Below are 15516 nucleotides of genomic sequence, written 5' to 3' on the forward strand. Positions count from 1 at the left end.
TAAGCGCGTCCGCTCCCGATATGCGCTCCGTCTCCGTGCAGGGTTCTTCGCTTTCTCCACTCTTGCAACGTATAGTAGGATACGCCTAGCTGCTCGGCAGCTTTCTTGGGTCCCATCTCATCGCTCAATCTTACGGCTTCTTCTTTGAATGCTTTGTCGTATCGATTCATTGTCTCCCGTCCCCTCGTCAACTTTCATTTTATTTCATACGAGGGTATTTTTCGACTGCATTTTTATCGTATCACTCCACATATCTTTCAAAACCCTTCTTCCCCTAATACGGTGAATAGTGGACTAAGCCATACTCTGACACAAATAATCAATAAAATGTTGGAAAAAAATATTAATAGCAGATATAAGAATTGGGATCAAATTAAAAATGATATTCTGATAAATGATCAGCCAGTGAGTGGTGTATCTCCCATCGTTGATAATTTACTTAATTTGCAAATCGTAAGCGACGATAAGCTTCGAGAATTGAAACTAAATCAGGAAAAAGAAAAAAATGAACACTTATCATTTTTAAAGAAAATAAACTATCAGTTTAAAACAGACGTATATGATCCAATTAAAGTAATTATTGATGAATTTAATAATAAGCATACTGGAAACAAATTCAGAATTGATTCTTTTGAAAATCTGACCGAGAAGCAAATTAACATCAAAATTAGTCTGCCCAACAGTAAAAATATGGATATTAGAATTAGACCGCTTTATGACAAAGATTTTGAAAGAATCGTAGAGGATAGGTTTTTTGAAACAAAGAGGAAACAAGTGATAAGACCTAAAATAAATAATCAATTAATTATTGCCTGGGGATTCATTGAAATTCTTGATAGTATCGGGTTTAATTTGCTTCTTGTTGAGCAAGAGGATAATTTATATGGAAAATGGTATATATTAAAAAATCGAGTGGGGGCGTTCTATCAAGCTAACGAACGAATTGTTGAGCCCTTTGCTGTTGACTTCAATGGACTGGAAGATTTGGTAAATAAGTTGAATGTATCACTTACCAAAATTGAGAGCGAGGTTTTGGAAGGGGATAAAATTATTGAAGTAGTTAATGAGTTGTTAGTACGAAGTATGCTGTAGTTCCATTAAGCTAATAAAGGTCTGGAGTTGTCAACTAGGGCGGCAAATACCCGCTCATTGTGCGATCCTGGCGGAATAACTGGGCGGAGCTGGCTACGTTTTTCAAGTATCCACCGGAAATCTGCAAGCTGATCTACACCACCAACATGATCGAGAGCTACCACCGGTAGCTGCGGAAGGTAACGAAGGGCAAAAGTATTTTCCCGACGGATGAAGCGCTCCTGAAAATGCTCTATTTGGCGACAATGGACGTCATTCGCAAATGGACAGGCCGTGTGCAGAATTGGGGCCGGATGCTGCTCCAGCTCTCGGTTTTCTTCCCTGACCGCATCGGCCAACACCTGCAATAAATCGCACGAAATCCCCCTCGGGGGATCGCTTCAATGGAGTTTACACCAAGTTCTTGACAGACCCTCGAAAAGATTCGTTACGCTAACGGGAAACGATGGTTGAATCAAGTTCGTTCAGGCCTCCGATCACATCGGTGGCCTTCCGTGCTTACTACATAGGTTTGACTTTGCCTCTTGAAAGATTGGCTAGTACGCACCACTTGCACACTTAGGCGGATATTTCGCCGATAGCATCGTTACGCTGAACCATACCCTAAATGAAACTGTGCCTAAGCAGAATGCTGTTACATGCTTTGAGGTATTTCCTTTAATAAACCCTGATTACGAAATGTGTTATAATAAAGGTAATACCTTATTGACGAGAGGTGTCAGAAATGCGTATATCCAAAGAAACGATCCATCATTTAATTGAAAGTATGCCGGATAACGAATTAAACGAAGTGGCCAATTTCATTGGATATTTGAAGATGAAAAGGGATAATGCCTGTAAACCATTTGAAACAGATGTTTACGAAGTAACTGACCCGGACGAGGAAGATCAGCTTCTACGCGCATTAAATGAGAATAACCCGTTATTGTCTGAAGAGGACATCAACAGGATGATAGGGCAATAGCGTGAAAGTTCAATGGAGAAAGTCAGCAATCGAATCTCTTCTTGAGCTGGACCGTTGGAGACTAGCCGTAGAATTGCAGCCTATTGCTGCTCATCTAAAAAGGACCATAGAGTAGTATTTTTCTGATCAGAATTTATCGATTTATGTCCCTGGCCGTCAGGTCCTTATTAAAAAGCTTCCTGTGGATGTAAGGATGGTCTTAATTGCGATAGGAAAATCAGACCCTTACAAGGTTTTCTATCGCATTTCAAATCGTCAGTATGAAATAGTTTTGGTTCGTCACCCACGCCAAAAGAGTTTATATAAGTGAGAGTCTGTATTTATCTGCAGGCTCTTTTTCGTATTAACGATGATATGCTGAACCTACCACAAGTAACGGCAAGTTTTTCGGAGAATCCCTCAGCAGATTTGGAACGGCGACGGAGTCGACGCAAATGAGCTTTTGTGAGCTTTTCGGGGCCACAGAGAGAGGACATTTGCTTGTGGAAAGCAAACGATTCGCCAGAAGACGAAGCTCTCGAACAACTTGAAGTACCATTTTCGCTGGCTTTCGCTGGTCGCCTCTTTGTCGATCATGGAAAAAGCCGTTCTCCTATGCGGGCGGTGATTCGCGGCCAGTCTTGACGAACCAAAGCGGCGGTAATATGATTTTTTATCAGCGTCAGCACTGTCGGATAGGTTGTTAACGGGGCAATAAGGGGAATGATGAAGGGATTCGGCTCCTGCAACCATTCCGTCCAGCACAGTAAATGGCAACACTGAGCGGTTTAAAGACTTTAATGGAGGAGGCAAAACGTTGGCGACAATCGATGATTTTGCAGCACTGGATATTCGTGTCGGAACGATTAAGGAAGCGGAGTTTTTTGAAGAAGCCAAGATCCCTGCGATCAAGCTCAAGATTGATTTTGGACCGGAGATCGGGATGAAATCCTCAAGTGCCCAAATAACTAAGCGTTACCAGGTTGATGAAATTGTAGGAAAGCAAATTATAGGAATCGTCAATTTCCCTCCTCGACGGATTGCGGGATTCAAATCGGAAGTACTCGTTTTGGGAGGAGTCCCGGAAAAAGGAGATGTTATTCTATTAAAGCCGGATACTGAAATACCCAACGGTACTCCTATTGCGTAAAAATAAGGCTTACCTAAAAGGCAAGGCAGCAATGCACGACAGGTGATGGAGAACGCTCTCCATCGTCAAAGTCCTCCAACAATACAGTGCTTTCTACAGACGGCAAGCTCACGTTTTCCATCGGTAAATCCGGCGAGGTTAGTCTGGGCGATGATGTCAAAATCATCATTCCTGCCGGCGCATTAGGCAAAGAATGGCACATCACCATAGAAAAAGTGGCGGATACACAAAAGCTGCTTGCAGCTAAGGATGCTTTGGTCAGCCCGGTATTCTACTGAGAACCCCCTGTCTTTATGGAATGTAAAAAATAAACACAAAAATCGCCAATTTTTGTAGAGTGGGGGGACCATACCACCAATACAAGAAAGGGCGATTTTTTTGCGTAATTTGACGACGATCGCAAGTGAATGAATCGAGAAAATTACGCCATGCGTCGATATCTGCGTTTTGGCACACGTCCTGGCCCTACCGGGTGGCGGTGCGTAATCAGTCACCTCGAAGACGGTGAACGAGTCTCATTCCCCCCTCCCCGGTCAAGCCGGAAGGCGGGCTCATCCTTGAAACGTTCTTGGGACTAGATGACATCCTGCTGTTCCAGCCATCTCAAAATCGCTTGGTTTGTTTCTTCCGGTTTTTCTTGCTGGATCCAATGACCGCAATCCAGATCGACCACTTCCACATTAGGAACGAACGCGGCCAGTTTGTCGAACTTCGGAATCAAATCACGCTCACCATAGATCATGAGTGTCGGTTGTTGGATGATAGGGTCCACGTCCGCCAATAAGCGCCAGTTGCGGTCAAGGTTCCTGTACCAATTAATGCTGCCCGTGAACCCCGCTTTTTCGAAGGCAGAGACGAAAACGGCCAACTCGCTGTCGCTCATCAAGGGCTCCCCGAGCGGTGTTTCTGCTCTGGCGAGATTGATCATTGCCATGCCCGGCTCGGGCTCTTTGAGAGGCGCGTTTTTCCGGTACAGGTTGCGAAGGAACCGGAACGTATTCTCTTCCAATACAGCGTCTGCGACACCTGGCTGTCGATTGAAATGGACAAAATAGTAGTCGCCGCCCAGCACTTGTTCCAAGAACTCGATCCAGGGTATTTCCCCGCGCTCTTGATAGGGCAAGCTCAGGTTGATCACTTTATTGACGCGGTTTGGATGCAATAAGGTCAGTCCCCAAACGACCATTGCACCCCAGTCATGACCGACAAAGGTGGCGTCTTCGTATCCGTAGTGATCGAGAAGTGCGACGAGATCACCCGACAAGTGTTCAATGTCATAGTCTGTTACTTCGGTCGGTCGGGATGAGTTGCCGTAACCCCGCTGGTTGGGGACGATGACGTGGTAGCCCGCTGCGGCAAGGGCTGGCACCTGATGGCGCCAAGAGAAGGCATGCTCCGGCCAGCCGTGGCAAAGCACAATGGGGTTTCCTGCATGCTCTCGGCCTGCTTCAAAAACTTCGAGTTCCACACCGTTGACTGAAATAAGGGTGGGCTTGGGAAAATCGGTTGGATTAAACATTCAAAACCTCCTTCTTGTGATACATGTAGTATAATGGACAAATGGTGACATCATAGTGGCACCGTTCCGAAATCATGTAGAAAAAAGAGGGCAATTATGGACAAAGTAGAAAGACTCATATCGATTATCATGATATTGCTGAAAAAAGAGATTGTTTCTACAAAGGAATTCTCCCAACTATTCCATGTTTCCAAAAGAACGATCCTTCGCGATATGGAAACATTGAGCTTATCGAATATCCCGATCTACTCGGTCAATGGGGTCAAGGGCGGCTACGGCATCATGGATGAATACAAGGTTGATAAGCGCCTTTTAAGCAGCTCCGATTTACAGCATATATTAACTGCGCTCGGCGGATTGGAACAAATCCTCCTGACGGAAGAAGTTGAAAGAACGATAAAAAAAATAGAGGCAATGGTGAGTCCATTGTCTCTGAATCGTTCCATTCAACTGTCGTTTTATAATTGGGAAGGTCGGTCCGAGATTCTTGAAACCTTAAAGACTTGTCAAGCATCCATTTTAAAGAAAAGGCTGGTTTCGTTTGATTATACAGATAAAGACGGGGTTGTAACGAATAGAAGGGTCGAGCCCTATGAGCTGCATTTTAGCGAATCGAGTTGGTACTTGAAAGGATTCTGTTTACATCGACAGGGATATCGAACATTCAAGTTATCCCGGACCGATCATATTAAGATGGATGAACACGCGTTTCATCCTAGAGACGATTGGTCAGAGCAAGGTCGCGTTGCAAGTTATCTGCCGCAATTCGTCACGATTAAGGCACGGATATCGCCTAGCATCAAAGATCAAATCATCGAAAGATATGGTCGAAGAAGTATTGAAGACCACAGTTCTGGATTTTTATTAGCAACCATGTATGTCCCTCAAACTCGTGGAGGCTTCCAATTTTTAGCAAGTTTCGGCACTCATCTAAAAGTTGTAGAGCCCAAGTCCTATGTTGAAGACTTTCGAAATTATTTATGTCAAATGATAGAGAATTATTCCTGATAGGTATATGAATACCGTATTCGGGCTTGCTTTTTTGTCCGGGCTTGTCATAGTCTCGATCTACAAAAACCTCGTTAGGCACTTTCCAAGCCTCAGAGGGTATTAAGGTGCTTCGGATCAGCCAGATTACTTTTGTGGAATAGCGGATTCAATTATTGGAAGATGCTGCGGTTACGGTGACCCGCATCCAATTACAAGCCATGTATGGACAGGACGTTATCGAATATGAGGTGGTTTACACCCGCGTTTGGAAACAGTACGGCTACGAGCTGAAGGTTGTTTCCGGGCATTGCAATGTAGTCCCTGCGTCCGTCTAGGCCGCGCTCCTGTCACTTTTCAAACTTAAAACACCCTTTGGCATTCATTCGAATACGAAGGGGGGCCGACGGAGAAGGGGAAAGCGCTGCATGATGTAATCCAATCGCTTACCGTTTGGGGAAGCCGGTTACCCGTTAAGTAAAGCGATACGCAGAAACGTAGCATGGCGGGGAGGGGCGAGCCGTTCATGCGCAAAACCACCCCGACAATCAATGCCGGAGTGGCTTCACCCTGTTAGTTCAGCTGTGTGTTCGTTTCTTTTCGACCATAAAATCGTTTGAATTTCGTATTCATGAAAGGCGTTAATGATACTGGGGCGTATCGATTTTTCCGAATCATTGAGGACAGCGAAAAGAATGGAGTTAGGTCTTCGATTCTGTTTGGTTTCGGTCCAGGCGAACAGAAGATTTTCTGAATTTTGTTTTGTTGGGTTATTGAGTGCATGTAGGATTCTTTCGGGAAATTGTCGCGATCTAGGAATAGCAAAATGGAACGTTTGGGGAAATCCGCTTTTACCTGTAAAGCTAATGTTCTCCACAAAGCGTACATCGTTATCGAATAGATACTGATCGACTTCTTCGAGGAAGATACTTTGAACATTCTCTCTGGATGTCATGAACATATCGTTGACGGTCATCATTGCTTGGACCAGCATATGCTTTTTTTGTGGAAAAGCCTCTAAAGTCGTTTCTACAAAAAGTTCTTCCTTTGAAGATACTTTGACGCCATAACCATTTAATATCGTTTGCAAAATTTTCTTGCGTTTCGGTGAAGAGAATACATCACAACCAGAAAGTTTAAGATCGGTCAGAATGTAGCCTGCATCACTTAGTGTTAGTTTAGTACCCTTTTGTTGGACATATATTTGAAGATAATCGTTGTGCCTGTCCATAAAAGGAGTAGTTATTTCAACTGCATTCTCCAATTCCTTAAAAGTGATTTTCTGTTTAAGCCAATTGACATACGAATCGGATAATTGCTCAACTAAATTCAACTTAATTCACCTCGATCTGGCTAATAACATTTGGCGCGTTATGAATATTATTATACTCAAGGAAGTCAATTAATACTTGAATGAGATCATGGGGATTTGTATTTATTTCACTCGATAAAGGATATGCCCATTTATCATCATATCCTTCCCTATAGATATGGATATGTGGGCACGGAATTTCCGTACCATCAGGATTTGGGTGAGGCGGCCCATCTATATCTATGCGTAATAGATTAATCGATTTTTTATAACGAGTTTGATAGGTACACTTTTTCACGTTTAAAGTTTTACGATGGATATCAATTTGAAATTTATCATTCGTCTGTGAGGATGTAGCTTCTAAAGTTACATAGGATTGCAGTGAGGGAAAGACAATTGGTTTTGTGCTAATTAGTGTTTTGACTGCGTCTAATAATCTACGTGCTTCGAGATCGGTCAACAAATCTTATCCCTCGCTTTACCCAAATTATACTATAATATTACAGTTTCCAGAGGTCTTTGAGAATATATTTTTTGCTTATCTACTGGTTCTAATTGAGCATCTTCATAAAAATCAAAGGATGGAGAACTGCCTTGTTGGCTGCTCCATCCTTTTTTATTCAGAGCTGTTTTACTTGAAAAAAGCAGTGGAGCCGGGAGCCCCGGAACCGCTCTGCGGCATTGATGGTCGAACAAATCAGGGAGGCTGTCGGTGTGAATCTGGCCCCTTTTTTGCAAGGCGGGTAAGCCGGCAGCGGCAAGCTGGATGCTGAAGGCGGTTTGCCTGCATGGCCCAACGGCATTCCGGGCGAATGGCAAATTGACAACGGCGGTCAGAGGCGTACAATAAGCTTACAGTCATCATTTTCGCGACGAGCCGGTCGTGCCAGCGTGGAGCCGAAGGGGAGGGCGCGTATGAACCGACATGACGAAGAGAAGAAAGCGATGGAGCTGGCTGCTGTCGACATCTTCCTGGAGCTTCACAATTTGAACTACAAGCGGCAGATGGAGCTGCTGCATATGCAGGAGCGGCCGGACGCCGTGCTGCGCGATACCAGCGGCGGGCTGCTGGGGATGGAAGTGACGCATCTGTTCTACGATAACGAAGAAGCGCGTCAGCTGATGGGCAATTCTCGACAGGTGCTGCCGGGCAGCGAGCAGCTGGAGCATTTTGTGCAGGAGATCAACAGGCGCATTCGCATCAAAGAGGAAAAGCTGCGCGATTACTCGCACGACTATCCGTGCGCGCTGCTGATTCGCAATGTTTCGACGATGTACGGCATGTCGGACGTGCTGCGGAAAAAGCAGCTGCTGCACAAGCCCGGCGGCCATTTCACGCATGTGTGGCTGCTGTCGCGCGATTTTACCCCGGATTGGCTGCTGAAAAATTTATACGAGGTCGGCCCGTAGCTTAGGGAGAGCCTCGGCAACAAAACGGCCCCGCCGCAGAAGGATCTGCGCCAGGGCCGCTTCTTTTTTTGAAAACTTACGGGATCAGGTTTTGTTTGACTACGGTTTGCAGCGTTTTGTTGCGATCGCCGCTGACTTCCCACGACATGGCGCCGCCGAGGCCTTTGGCTTTGAGGTAATTGATTTTTTCGAGAATCGATTGCTCGTCGTCATACGAGATGTACGTGCCGTTGCTGGCGTTGTACAGGTAAGGCGTTTTGGTTACGTTGTTGTAGTAGCGGGTGTAGCCGTTTTTGTTGATGTAGTTGGCTTGCAGGTCGCTAAAGTCGTACACGCCATGCTCCCAGGTGCCGGTTTGCGACACGCCGCTGCACGTTTGATATTGGCCGCCGTTGCTGTTGGCACAGCCGCCCCAGCCGCGTCCGTAGTAGCCCAAGCCCAGTACGAGCTTGCTGGCCGGAACGCCGGCGTTCAGCATGTTGGTTACGGCATGGTCGACGTTGAAGTTCGTCGGGTCCGGATTCGGATCAGCCGGATCGTAGTAGAGCGGTGCGTTTTGGCCGGATTTGGGATCCCAGCTGCCGTGGAAATCGTACGTCATGATGTTGATCCAGTCAACGGTCGATGCAATTTGCGACAGCTGGTTGTTGGCCACATACGTAGGACCTGCGCCAGCTGCAATCGTCAGATAGTAATATTTGCCGTCTTGGGAACCGGCTGTGTTCAGCGCGGAACGGATCGCTTGCAGAAGCAGTACATAGTTGGCTTTGTCGGCAGCGCGGTAGCTGTTGCCGGCCAAGCCGCCGCTAACCGGATATTCCCAGTCGAGGTCGACGCCGTCGAATTGATATTTGCGCAGGAAGTTGACTGCCGAATTAGCAAATGTCGTGCGGGCTGTGGCGTCATTGGCCACATCGGAGAAGCGGTTCGACCAGCTCCAGCCGCCGACGGAAATGATCGTTTTCACGTTCGGGTTGGCTTGTTTCAATTTGACGAGCTGATTGTAGCTGCCTTTGATCGGCATATCCCACGTATCGCCAGGATACGACATGCCAGTAGCGGCCCAAGGGTCGCCTTGAACGATTGTGCCGTTCGGCACGCTGATGTTGCCGGTTTCGTCGGCGCAAGCCCATGTTTGCGGATTCGGGCTGGTCGGATCGGAGTTGCCGTGAATGCCGTTCCAGCAAATGTCCGCGAAGGCGTAGTTGATGAAGGTGATTTTGCTCGCATCGATATCCGGTACTTTGAAGTTGCGGCCATAGACGGCCCACTCAGGGAAGTACGTGACGATTTTCATGCTATTGTTGGTCGAAGTCGTGGTTACAGTCAGCGTGTTGCTCGCTGCGGAAAGGTTGCCTGCGGCATCCTTTGCTTTAACCGTAAAGGAATACGTCGTGTTGGCCGTCAGGCCGGAGACGGTGAACGTTGTCGATGTGGCCGTGCCGGCCAGCGTCGTACCGCGGTACACATTGTAGCCGGTGACGCCGACGTTGTCGGTGGAAGCGTTCCAGGCCAGAATGACCGAGGTGCTGCCCGTGCCGTTGGAATGCAGGTTGCCCGGCGCAGTTGGCGCTTGCGTATCGGTGGTGACGGTTTGCGTCGTGCCGCTGACAGAGGAGCTGGCGGCGGAAACGTTGCCTGCAGCATCCTTCGCTTTGACGGTGAAGGAATACGTCGTATTGGCGGACAGTCCGCTTACGGTAAAGCTGGTGCCGGTAGCTGTGCCAGCCAGCGTTGTACCGCGGTATACGTCATAGCCGGTGACGCCGACGTTATCGGTCGAAGCGTTCCAAGCGAGCGTGATCGAGCTGCTTGTTGTGCCAGTGACCTGCAGGTTGCCCGGCACGCTAGGCGCTTGCGTATCGCTGCCCGATTGCGTTGTGCCGTTGACGGAGGAGCTGGCAGCGGAAACGTTGCCTGCAGCGTCCTTCGCTTTGACGGTGAAGGAATACGTCGTATTGGCGGACAGTCCGCTTACGGTAAAGCTGGTGCCGGTAGCAGTGCCGGCCAGCGTTGTGCCGCGATATACATCGTAGCCGGTGACGCCGACGTTATCGGTCGAAGCGTTCCAGGCGAGTGCAATCGAGGTGGTCGTCGTTGACGTTACGTGTAAATTGCCGGGAACGGAAGGCGCTTGCGTATCGCCGGACCCGGTCTGCAGTCCCCACAGCGCAGGTACGACCGGCGGTTCCCAGCCTGTCAGCGAGGTGTGCGCTTGAATACATTTGTAGGTGGAGCCGCCGTAGGTGACGAGATCGCCGACGTGGTAGCTGGTGTTTGGAGCCCAAGGGCTTGCGCCCAGCGCCGTAACCGGAATAAGCGTAAAGATGAGGACGAAGGCAAGCAGAATCGCCATTGTGCGTTTGCGGTGAAGCTTCATTAAACATTCCTCTTTCCTTTTTTAGATTGTAAACGCTTTCCTAAGTAGATTCGTGAAGCAGGTCGAACCAAGCTCTCCTTTCCTGAAAAGGTAATGGCTTACTCTTTCATTATTGAACGGAAGCGGCGATTTTTGAACGGATAAGTTTCTTTACCTTAGGGATAATTTTCAATTATTGTATAAAATAAAAGAGCAAGCTCATATACATAGCCAAAGGACGGGCTCTGCCTGATGCCTGCGCGCATGGGGCCGGGCTTGGGCTTTCGGACATCCGGGGAGGGAGAATGCGTTGAAACGTTTTTATGTCGTGCTGTTTGTGCTGTTCGCGCTGTACGCGGCGCTTATCGGCCGTTATGTGCTGCAGGGCGATGCCTTTGCCATTCCGGTGCATGATCGGGGGACGGTGGCCGATCCGCACACCTTTATGACGGCGCAGCAAATTACCGATGCCGAGTCGCTGTCGCGCTTGCGTTCGTTGACGTATTTTCTGCTGTCGCCACTACAGGCAGGGTTGATTCTGGCGCTGCTGGGCGTTTCGGTTCGCTTTCGCAAGCTGGTGGAGCGCTGGTTTCGCCATTCCTTCTGGCAGGCGGCTGTGTTTGTCCTGCTGTTTTTGCTGCTAACCGATGTGATCTTCCTGCCGGTGGATTACTGGCTGCTGCGCGTCGATCGCTCCTACGGGCTGTCGAATGAAACGATGGCGATGTTCTGGAGCGATCATGCGAAGGATTTTGCGGTCAACCTGCTGGCGACGTGGGCGATGGTCGGGGGATTCCGCTGGATCAGCCGGCGCAGCCCGCGGCGCTGGTGGCTGTGGTTGTGGCTGATATCGGTTCCGTTTATCGTGTTTGTGACGTTCCTGCAGCCGGTCGTGCTCGATCCGCTGTACAATGATTTTCAGCCGTTGCAAAATCAGGAGCTGAAGCGCGACATTCTCGCGCTCGCCGACAAGGCGCACATTCCGGCGCATCAGGTGTACGAGGTGAATATGTCGGAGCGGACGAACGGCGTGAACGCTTACGTCAACGGCATTGGCGGCAACGCCCGGATCGTGCTGTGGGATACGACGCTCAAGAAGCTGAATACAGACGAAATTCTTACGGTGATGGCGCATGAAATGGGGCATTATGTGGAAAAGCACATCTACTGGGGGCTGCTTTACGGCATTGCGCTCAGCCTGCTGGGCTTCTGGCTGGCCTTTCATGCGTTCGGCGGTTTTGTCCGCCGCTTTGGGCCGGCGTGGGGGCTGCGCGGCGAGCGCGATCTGGCGGCGTTGCCGGTGCTGCTGCTGCTCGTGACGCTGATGAACTTCGTCTCCGCTCCGGCGCAAAACGCCTTTTCGCGCGTGATCGAGCACCGTGCCGACATGTATGCGATGAAAATGACAGGCGACGGAGACGCCGCCATCCGCGCGTTCCAAAAAATCGCCGCCGAAAACCTCAGCCCGGTCACGCAGCCCAAGCTGGTGCAATGGTTCCGCGGCTCGCATCCGACGATTCTCGAACGGATTCATTATTTCGAGCAGTTTCAGCGGAGGCCGGCGGCGGGGAGTAACGGGGCCAAATAAAGGGACGGCCTGCCGGGCGTTGGCTGGGTGGGAGTGCCGGGGACAAATAAAGGGACGGCCTGCCGGGAGTTTGCTGGGCGGGAGTGCCGGGGCCAAATAAAGGGACGCCTGCCGAGCGTTGGCTGGGCGGGAGTGCCGGGGCCAAATAAAGGGACGCCTGCCGAGCGTTGGCTGGGTGGGAGCGTCGGGGCCAAATAAAGGGAAGGCCTGCCGGGAGTTTGCTGGGTGGGAGTGCCGGGGACAACTAAAAGGGACGGCTACCGGGCATTGGCTCGGCGGGCCGTCCTTTTTGGCGCTTGCAGGTGCGCATGTGCGCGGAGTACGGGCGTACAGATGCGCAAGGCAAGTAGGTTGATGTGCAGATGGTGGGTGTTGCGGTGTGTCAAAAGAGGGCGGGCGCGGCGCTTGGGCTTTGCGGCCACTTACAGGCTGGGCCCGTTGCCGGGCTCTTGCTGCGCACTGCGTGCGGCTCCTGGAATGCCGGTCATGCGGCGGCTGGAAGGCCGGTGCGTACGCTCCGGAAGTCGCCTGAAGCTGCGGAAATCGCCGGCTTGCGGCGTTATTTGCCGGTTTGGCGGCTTTCCGTCATCTGCTGCCAAACGGAGCCGGCCGCTTCCTCGCCGCGCTCAATACGGGCCAAAGCGATCTCGGCCTGCAAGCGGACCTCGAACTCGGGGTCCGCCGTCGCCGCGCGCAAGGCTTCGACGGCGGTGTCATCGCCGACCTCGAACAAATAACGGGCGGCGCGCCAGCGGACGAGCTTGTTTTTGTCGCGCAGCGCTTCGATCATCGGGCCGATGGCTGCAGGGTCGCCCCAGTCGGACAGCGTATCGCCTGCTGTCCGCCGCACAGCGGCCGTGTGGTCGCGCAGCGCGGCAAACAGCAGCGGCAGCGCCAGCGGGTCGCGCAGGTCGCCGAGATAGACAACGGCGAGCCTGCGGATGGAGGCGTGTTCGTCCTGCAGCGCCTTGGCGAGCAGGGGCAGCGCCTCCACAGTTGGCGCGAAGCGCTCCAGCGCGGCGTAGCGCGCCTGCCAGTCGCCCGCTGCGGTCTGGAAGCGGGCGAGCACTTCGTCCGCGGTCAGCGGCGCGGGACGCACATAGGACGCCGCTGGCTGGTCGGCGGCGTCTTGCCCTTGCCCCTGCGCTTTGGCCGCGTCGGCCAAAGCGGTCAGCCGCTCGGCCGGATAAGCGGCTTCGAGCTCTTTGACGATATCCGCGGCAATTTCTTCGGGTTCGCCATAGCGAACGCCGAACTCCTCCAGCTTGCGCTCGCGGATCATCGTCGAGCCGGCAGCGGCTTGTACGGCCTCGGCAAAAGCTGGCGGCAGCGCGGCCCGCACCTCGCTGTCGCCCATCCGCACGCGGACCTGAATCGGGATGCCGCGGAACATTTGCACGAGAACGTGCGCTTCGCCGTACGCGGTATCGGCAGAGACGGCGGCCCCGGAGCCATTCGCCGCGCTGCCCGGCTCACCGCTGCCGAGCAGCAGGCGGGCTTCGCCCAGAATGCGCGCCCAATCGGCGCCCGGCATCCGGTCAAGCGCGATGAAATCGGCGGTGCGGAACAGGCTGCGGACGCCTTCAATCGCCAGCAGGCTGCGCAGCGGCTCGGGCGCCGGATCGCCGGGTTTCCAGGTCTGCCGCTGCCCGCGCGGCAAAATTTCGTCCACATTGAGCTTCATGGAATTGGGGCTCGGGGTCGGTTCAATCGACAACATGTGCATGGCGTCGGAACACTCCTTTTGATATTGGATAGGAAAGATTTGCCGCAACGGGGCGGCTTGGCCGTGTCACCGGAATTTCACCGGCCCTGCGAAATGCCTACGTGAAAAAGGCCCGGACGCCGCACGCAGCGCCCAAGCCTGTTGAATAAGCAATATGACGGCTGTATGAGCCTTAATCGAGTTCCAGCAGGTTGCGGTTGAGATAATGATCCAGCGTTTTCGTCAAATCGAATACGGTATGCGCCAAGTCGACATTTTCAAAGACATGCTCGCATTGATCGCGATACGCCATCTCATCTTCATAATGTGACAAATAGCGCGCCACGACTTCCTCGGAATCGCCGCCTTCACGCATCCGTTTCTCCAGCGTAGCCCGATCGGCATAGATGAAGATGCGCACGACATGATCGCCGTAAAGCTTCTTGAGCGTTTCCGCGCCATAGCGGTTTACGATCAGGTAAATGCTGCCCGCGGATTCGAACATACGCTCAAAATCGGCGTTGCGGATGCCGTAGCGGTAGCCGTTGACGTCAACCACTTCGATAAATTCGTTGTTGGCTTCGGCTTGGGCAAACTGCTCCGGAGTAATGAAGTGATAATCCTGGCCGTCGACCTCGGTCGGCTTTTGGGGCCGTGTCGTCGAGGAAAGCACTTGCTTCACGCCGAGCGTGTCCCCGGACATTTCCGCGACCGTCTTGCGGCCGGCTCCGTGCGGTCCGGTGAACACAAAAACCATTTCCTTGTCCTTTAATTCGTACATGGAACATACCTCCTTTGTTAAGCAGAAATGGGGGTAAATCCTAAGTGCCGTGCAAGTATGGAACGATTTTTGTCTGAGTCGGCTGCCGTGGGCAGGGCATAAGGCGTCTTACCACAGTATATGACCATGTTCCCATTTTACAACTTTCAACAAGGACGGTAAAGCTTGCGTTAAAAAGAACGCTTGCCGCGCCCGCCGCTGCGAGGTTTGCCGCCCTGCGCGCCGCGTGGGGCAGGACCGCTGCCGGCTCCGCGTCCGCCGCGCGCTTGGCCGGCATCCGCTGTCCGCGGCTTTCGTCCGCCGTCGCGTGGGGCCTGGTTGCTCCATGTATCGCTGCCGCGCTCGTTGCGAGCGTTTCCGCCGCCGCGCGCCGGGTTGGAGCGAGTCGGCTTCTGCGGCCCGCGCGTGGGTGCAGCGCCGCCGCGTCCCGCCGCGGCAAAATCCGCGCCGCGCTCGTCGCGAGCGAACCCGCCGTCGCCGCGTCCCTGACTAGCGCGGGTCGGCTTCTGCGGCCCGCGCGTGGGTGCAGCGCCGCCGCGTCCCGCCGCGGCAAAATCCGCGCCGCGCTCGTCGCGAGCGAACCCGCCGTCGCCGCGTCCCTGACTAGCGCGGGTCGGCTTCTGCGGCCCGCGCGTGGGTGCAGCGCCGCCGCGTCCCGCCGCGGCAAAAT

14 protein-coding genes and 1 pseudogene are annotated in these 15516 nt (G+C 51.9%); 8 read left to right on the forward strand and 7 right to left on the reverse strand.

Translation table 11 applies throughout. The features are described 5' to 3' along the window. Window positions 1-170: transposase (locus tag B5M42_RS25815; protein WP_407946119.1), on the reverse strand; the 170-nt coding region annotated here is incomplete at its 3' end. Between the two features lie 157 nt (window positions 171-327). Here B5M42_RS25815 and B5M42_RS24840 point away from each other — a divergent pair. The 5 genes and pseudogenes from B5M42_RS24840 to B5M42_RS24860 all read left to right on the forward strand — a co-directional run bounded on the left by B5M42_RS24840 (window position 328) and on the right by B5M42_RS24860 (window position 3463). Next, window positions 328-1092, forward strand: coding sequence for a hypothetical protein (locus tag B5M42_RS24840; protein WP_134757584.1), 765 nt, complete (start codon window positions 328-330; stop codon window positions 1090-1092). Between the two features lie 38 nt (window positions 1093-1130). Beyond that, window positions 1131-1442, forward strand: a pseudogene (locus B5M42_RS24845) (transposase); the annotation flags it as partial. A gap of 374 nt (window positions 1443-1816) precedes the next feature. Continuing rightward, on the forward strand, window positions 1817-2056 hold the full coding sequence (locus tag B5M42_RS24850; RefSeq protein ID WP_134757586.1) for a hypothetical protein: 240 nt from the start codon (window positions 1817-1819) through the stop codon (window positions 2054-2056). A 796-nt stretch (window positions 2057-2852) separates the two neighbouring features. After that, entirely contained in the window at window positions 2853-3185 is a 333-nt protein-coding gene (gene csaA / locus B5M42_RS24855) for a chaperone CsaA (RefSeq protein ID WP_134757588.1), read from the forward strand. Between the two features lie 86 nt (window positions 3186-3271). After that, the gene (locus B5M42_RS24860; RefSeq protein ID WP_134757590.1) at window positions 3272-3463 is read left to right on the forward strand and encodes a hypothetical protein; all 192 of its coding nucleotides are present in this window, start codon (window positions 3272-3274) and stop codon (window positions 3461-3463) included. Window positions 3464-3759: 296 nt separating this feature from the next. Here B5M42_RS24860 and B5M42_RS24865 read toward each other — a convergent pair whose 3' ends face one another. Then, window positions 3760-4704, reverse strand: a complete 945-nt coding sequence (locus B5M42_RS24865) for an alpha/beta fold hydrolase (protein WP_134757592.1) — start codon at window positions 4702-4704, stop codon at window positions 3760-3762. Window positions 4705-4800: 96 nt separating this feature from the next. Here B5M42_RS24865 and B5M42_RS24870 point away from each other — a divergent pair, with 96 nt between their 5' ends. Beyond that, window positions 4801-5712 carry a helix-turn-helix transcriptional regulator gene (locus B5M42_RS24870; protein ID WP_134757594.1) on the forward strand — a complete coding sequence of 304 codons (912 nt, stop codon included), beginning with the start codon at window positions 4801-4803 and terminating at the stop codon, window positions 5710-5712. 544 nt (window positions 5713-6256) lie between these two features. On the opposite strand, the gene B5M42_RS24875 is transcribed toward B5M42_RS24870, so the two are convergent. Next, entirely contained in the window at window positions 6257-7024 is a 768-nt protein-coding gene (locus B5M42_RS24875) for a DUF1828 domain-containing protein (RefSeq protein WP_134757596.1), read from the reverse strand. A gap of 1 nt (window position 7025) precedes the next feature. Then, window positions 7026-7463 (reverse strand): DUF6978 family protein, encoded by a 438-nt coding sequence (locus B5M42_RS24880; RefSeq protein WP_230633179.1) that lies wholly within the window; start codon window positions 7461-7463, stop codon window positions 7026-7028. A 455-nt stretch (window positions 7464-7918) separates the two neighbouring features. On the opposite strand from B5M42_RS24880, the gene B5M42_RS24885 reads away from it, so the two are divergent. Then, window positions 7919-8413, forward strand: coding sequence for a hypothetical protein (locus tag B5M42_RS24885; protein WP_134757600.1), 495 nt, complete (start codon window positions 7919-7921; stop codon window positions 8411-8413). 76 nt (window positions 8414-8489) lie between these two features. Here the strand turns inward: B5M42_RS24885 and B5M42_RS24890 are convergent, their stop codons facing one another. Further along, window positions 8490-10793 carry a glycosyl hydrolase family 18 protein gene (locus B5M42_RS24890; protein WP_134757602.1) on the reverse strand — a complete coding sequence of 768 codons (2304 nt, stop codon included), beginning with the start codon at window positions 10791-10793 and terminating at the stop codon, window positions 8490-8492. A 289-nt stretch (window positions 10794-11082) separates the two neighbouring features. On the opposite strand from B5M42_RS24890, the gene B5M42_RS24895 reads away from it, so the two are divergent. Next, window positions 11083-12360, forward strand: a complete 1278-nt coding sequence (locus tag B5M42_RS24895; protein WP_134757604.1) for a M48 family metallopeptidase — start codon at window positions 11083-11085, stop codon at window positions 12358-12360. 559 nt (window positions 12361-12919) lie between these two features. On the opposite strand, the gene B5M42_RS24900 is transcribed toward B5M42_RS24895, so the two are convergent. Beyond that, window positions 12920-14086: a virulence factor gene (locus B5M42_RS24900; RefSeq protein ID WP_134757606.1), complete on the reverse strand. Its 1167-nt coding sequence runs from the start codon at window positions 14084-14086 to the stop codon at window positions 12920-12922. A 172-nt stretch (window positions 14087-14258) separates the two neighbouring features. Beyond that, window positions 14259-14846, reverse strand: a complete 588-nt coding sequence (locus B5M42_RS24905; RefSeq protein ID WP_134757608.1) for a guanylate kinase — start codon at window positions 14844-14846, stop codon at window positions 14259-14261. Between the last annotated feature and the right edge of the window lie 670 nt (window positions 14847-15516).

The sequence above is a fragment of the Paenibacillus athensensis genome, from assembly GCF_004514475.2.
In the GTDB taxonomy this organism is placed as follows: domain Bacteria; phylum Bacillota; class Bacilli; order Paenibacillales; family NBRC-103111; genus Paenibacillus_AL; species Paenibacillus_AL athensensis.